The 3,268-nt window shown below is 39.0% G+C and carries 3 protein-coding genes; all 3 read left to right on the top strand.

Annotated features, from left to right (window positions below):
• On the top strand, positions 1-625 hold a 625-nt coding region (locus AB685_RS29005; protein WP_047974080.1), incomplete at its 5' end, for a response regulator transcription factor.
• Positions 622-2,007, top strand: coding sequence for a HAMP domain-containing sensor histidine kinase (locus tag AB685_RS29000; protein ID WP_047974079.1), 1,386 nt, complete (start codon positions 622-624; stop codon positions 2,005-2,007). The genes AB685_RS29005 and AB685_RS29000, both read left to right, overlap by 4 nt.
• Positions 2,008-2,075: 68 nt before the next feature.
• The gene (cobT, locus tag AB685_RS28995) at positions 2,076-3,122 is read left to right on the top strand and encodes a nicotinate-nucleotide--dimethylbenzimidazole phosphoribosyltransferase (protein WP_047974078.1); all 1,047 of its coding nucleotides are present in this window, start codon (positions 2,076-2,078) and stop codon (positions 3,120-3,122) included.
• Positions 3,123-3,268: the final 146 nt, after the last annotated feature.

The following is a 3,268-nucleotide window of genomic DNA, read 5'->3' as shown; positions in this document are numbered from 1 at the left end:
CGATTATCTGATCACTCGTTTATCTAGTGCCATTGAGGCAAAATCCTTACTCGAAGGCGAAACGATCCATCTCATATTATTAGATATTATGATGCCAGAGATGACCGGTTTTGATTTTTTGTCCTATATGAATGAATTAAATAAAAACATCCCTGTTATTTTAATCACAGCAATAGATGAAACGGWTGCTGTCGTGCGTGGACTTGAGCTGGGTGCTTATGATTTTATTACAAAACCATTTGAGCCTCGAGAATTAAAAGCTAGAGTAGAATCCGTCATCAAGCGAACTCACCATCTAGTTGAAGGGCTTTYTWCCATCGTTAGATTTGATGTGAAACGTGATTCACTGCAACGTGTGTTTACCTATAAAGATCAAGTAATTCCTTTTACGAATAAAGAATATCAATTGTTTTCACGGTTCTTTAATTACCCAGGGCGGGTGTATACACGTGATCAACTCCTCACTCTTGAATGGGAGGAAGAGAAWCGTTTTAACCGGAATGTGGATGTTCATATTAAACATATTAGAGATAAATTAAATAAGGTTGGGCTCCCGAGACCTTTAATTGAAACCGTGTGGGGAGTGGGGTATAAGATGCCTGTAGAGAGGGGGGGAATAAGTTGAAGCTTGCTACAAAATTATTAATTGCTATCTTCTTATCAACTGTTTTTGTCATCATTATTACGAATCTTTCTTTTTATCACATATCTAAATCTTTTTACAAACATCAGCTTCAAGAAGGAGTCGAGAACAGGCTTGAAGCCCATACGAAGGTATTAGCAGTCCATTCAGACGTGACAACCCTTGATCATGTCATGATTATGGAAGCAGGACAAGAGGAAAATTCATTTGTTATTTTTGATCAGTCGTTGGAAGTGATTCAGAGTTCAAGACCACTTACTAATGAAGTGATCGCCACTTATCAAGATTGGATCATTTTACACGCTGATCAATCAAAACATACCGAATTTGTTGAAACAATGGAAGAACATATTCCACATGCATGGTCTTTCACATCTTTTTCATCAGAAGAAGGAGTTAGCGGATATTTGTTTCTTGATCAAGATACAGGAAGCTTTGAGGCAACGAGAAACAATCTCTTGCTGTTAACATTTGTGATTGGATTTTTTGCCGTATGCTTAGCCGTTATGTTAAGCATTTATTTGTCAAAGCGCCTGAGTGCTCCTGTTAAAAAAGCCCAGTTGCTTACTAGAAAAATTGCATTAGGTGATTTTGAAGTAGATGTGCCACCGTCTACTAGCAAGGACGAAGTATCTGAATTATTAACAGACATTTCGTTAATGGCAAAAAATCTTAAAGAATACCGTGACGAAAGGCAGCGGTTGTTTACAAATATTTCTCATGATCTAAGAACGCCGCTTACCTACATCAAAGGATATTCAGCATTATTAAAAGATCAGTCACTAGAACCAACAGTCGTTCAAGAGCAATCAAATGTCATCTATCGAGAAGCCTCTCGGATGGAACATTTAGTGAATGATTTATTTCAACTTATGAAGTATGAAGAGGAAGAGTATCAGCTAGAGAAAGAAAGAACAAATATGTATGATTTCTTTGCTCAATTGCAAGCAAAAATACAACTTGATTTAAATTCAAAACAACTATATTGTCATGTGCATGCTGATACCGTGGACATAAACGTTCCAATTGATCAGATGCAATTTGAGAGGGCGATCATGAATGTACTATCAAACTCGATTCGCCATACAGACCCTGGAGGTCAAATTGATGTGACACTCTCTAAAGAAGAAAAGATATGCATTATACAGATAAGGGATAATGGTTCTGGGATACCAGAGAAAGATCTCCAGAGAATTTGGAAGCGATTCTACCGTGTAGATGCCTCTCGTTCCACTAAACTTGGTGGAAGCGGTTTAGGGCTTGCAATCACTAAAGAAATTATTCATTTGCTTAAAGGGGAGATTTCTGTCTCTAGTAAATTAGGAGAAGGCACTACGTTTTTAATTAAAATCCCTGCTGAATAAAAAAGTGAAATAAATTATACTTCAATTAATAAGTATTAACTGTATGATCATGAAAGGKGTATCAATCAATGAATTTGCAAAATGTGATAAATATTCCAGCCTTAGACAAAGAAGTAGGGAGACAAGTAGATTCCTATATTCAAACCCTTACGAAACCCCCTGGCAGTTTAGGGAAGCTTGAAGGATTAGCAGTAGAGTTAGCAGAGATGAAAAGTAAGCCCTTTCCGGTGGTTTCACCAGCTGGTGTGTTAGTATTTGCAGCTGATCACGGTATTGCCGAAGAAGGGGTATCTGCCTTCCCACAAGAAGTGACCAAGCAAATGGTCCAGAATTTCTTAAATGGTGGTGCAGCGATTAATGTTTTTAGCAGACAGATTGGTGCAACATTGAAGGTAATCGATATAGGTGTGAAATCAACTATAAACGATAAAGATCTAATTACTGATAAAGTTCGCATGGGAACAGGAAACTTTTTTATCGAAGAGGCAATGACAAAAGATGAGGCAATAGAAGCAATCGAAATTGGAATGCGACAAGCAGAATCATTCATCATCAATCAAGGAGYTGAAAGCCTAATATTAGGTGAGATGGGGATTGCCAATACGACACCTAGTAGTGCAATCTTAGCTGTCCTTACAGGGAAACCTATTAATACGTTGGTTGGCTTTGGGACGGGTATCACAAGTGAGCGTGTGTTACATAAGATGGATATCATCACACAATCGATTGAAAGAAGAAAACCGAATGCCGATGATCCTATAGATGTTTTGGCAAAAGTTGGAGGGTTGGAAATTGCTGGGATGGCTGGTGCCATGCTCGTTGCTGCTAGTTACCGTGTACCAATCATATTGGATGGATTTATTTCCACTGTCGCAGCTTTAGTAGCTAGTAAAATTTCAAACAATGTTGTTGATTACATGATCGTCTCTCATCAATCGGTTGAGCCAGGGCATTTAACTGYGATTCACGCCCTAGGTAAGGAGCCTTTAATTAACTTAGGACTCCGACTTGGTGAAGGCTCAGGGGCCGCTGTTGCATTCCCACTGATCGAATCAGCAACACGTATGCTGAGTGAAATGGCAACTTTTCAATCAGCTGGAATCTCTGATCAATAAAAAGGGGCTGGGACATAGCTAAGAGGTTTAACTCAGGATACGAACGAATCGCTTAATTAGCGGATGAAATATACGTAGACCTCCTACGGAATGAAAAGCAGAGGTGAGACCCCACAGTGCGTAGCACGAGGAGGCTCACCAGCTTC

This window comes from Bacillus sp. LL01 (genome assembly GCF_001037965.1).
Note: the sequence above shows the minus strand (reverse complement) of the source record. Positions and strands in the feature narration are given on the sequence as shown.